At 66.0% G+C, this 1,771-nt stretch carries 2 pseudogenes; both read left to right on the top strand.

Features of this window, described 5'->3' with window-relative positions:
* Positions 1-668: 668 nt before the first annotated feature.
* Positions 669-839: pseudogene (locus ABDV69_RS21395) on the top strand (hypothetical protein); the annotation flags it as partial.
* Positions 839-1,771 (top strand): annotated as a pseudogene (locus tag ABDV69_RS21390) (hypothetical protein); the annotation flags it as partial. The pseudogenes ABDV69_RS21395 and ABDV69_RS21390, both read left to right, overlap by 1 nt.

Raw genomic sequence — 1,771 nt, 5'->3', positions numbered from 1 at the left:
GCCGGCGGATGCGGTCGAAGACATAACGTCATCATCGCAGCCACCACCGACAAATCCGGGCCGCTCCATCCCCGCTGGGTGTGCGACAGATTTGTAGGTAGTTTTTGTTGATCTTGATTCTGGGCCGGTTAGGCGGTGGCGGTCTGGTTGTGCGGATGTGTCCAGATTTGTTCGAAGCGGTTACTGGCCTGTGCGCAGCGCAGGGTAAGGATGCCGGTGGCGCCGGGGATGTTCCAGCGCATGCCGGACAGTTTGAGTCGTTGACCGACGATGGCTTTGCGCCGTCCTCCGTCACCTACATTCGTGTCGCACACCCGCCTACACGCCGCGCTGCTCGCGGCCCCCGAGCGGTCCCGGTAGGCCGAAATTGATGCGCTAACCCGGCCCTCAACGGCCGGGCTTGCGCGCTACGGTAACTGGTCAATCACAACGCGTCGATCCACGACCCCGCTGAACCGCCGAGGCGGCCGATTTCGTGCATAACCCCTGCTGGTGGGGCGGTTATGCTGTGCTGGACACCGGCAGGGAGGTGGGCGTGGTGGCTGAACCGTTGAGAGTCGATCCGATGGATCTGCACATCTCGGCCGAGCGTATGGGCATCCATCATGCGGACCTGCGCGCCGCGCACGCTGATGCTGATGCTGAGGTAGCAGAATGCTCACGCTGGCTGGGTGGGGGCCTCGGCGGCGGCGCTGCAAGGCAAACTCGCCGAGTGGCAGGACGCCACCGAGCAGTTGTGTGGCGCCATCGCCGGGCATGAGCAGGCTTTCCGTGCCGCCGGCCGGCGATACACGACTGTCGATGAGGACGGTGCAGGCCGTATCACCGACAAAATCTGATGACGCTGAGCCTTGTCGACATCGACCGTTGGGACGCGGGGTCGGTGCGTCAGGTGTCCACGGCGTTGGGTAAGCGGGGTGCCAGCGCCGCGGAAGTCACCGAGGGGCTGAGCCGGTTGCCGTTGATCGCCAGCTGGCAGGGCAGCGCCGGGGACGCCGCACGGGCGTCGCTGGACAAACTGGGCACCCACCTGGTGGCGCACACCGACGAAATGCAGGCCACCGGCCTCGCGATCGGCAAATCGGCCGATGAGATGCAAAACGTCAAAGACGCTTTGAGCGGCATCGACCGCGACGCCCACACATGGGGGTTTGCGATCGACCGCGCCACCGGGACGGTGAGCCCCAGCGACGGGCTCGACATGGATCACCCGACCAATCGGCAGCGTCAGGCCGAACTTCAAGCGCGGCTCACCAAGGTCCTCGCCGACGCCGACACCGCCGACGCCGACCTGGCCCGCGCGATCACCACCGGCGGTAATGAGGCGACCGGTCCCGCCGAAACCCGCCCCGGGGTGCGCGCCGCGCTATCGGGGCCGCTGCCCGCGGACCCGACACACTTTCACGACCTATGGGACACGCTCAGCCCTGAAGAAAAAGACTGGCTTTATAGCCACGACCACATGATCGGCAACCATCCGGGGATGCCGTGCGACCCCGCCGACCATCGCGGCTACGACTACTACAACCGGCGCCACCTCGCTGACGAACTGGCCCACGCCCAGGCCGCCGCCGCGCAGGCCGACGCGCTGAAAAACCAGCACCCGGACTGGGCGGCGGGCAAAAACATCCCCCACCCCAACGAGCCGGGCGCGATCTTCGATGATCGGCAAGCCTGCAACGCCACTACGACGCCGCCCGAAACGGCGCCACATACCTACCCGACCTGCAAGCCGTCGACAAAGCCGTCAAAGACAACCCGGAGCGCAAAC

It is taken from the genome of Mycobacterium sp., from assembly GCF_039583785.1.
Classification (GTDB): domain Bacteria; phylum Actinomycetota; class Actinomycetes; order Mycobacteriales; family Mycobacteriaceae; genus Mycobacterium.
This window is presented reverse-complemented; position numbering and strand designations above follow the sequence as displayed.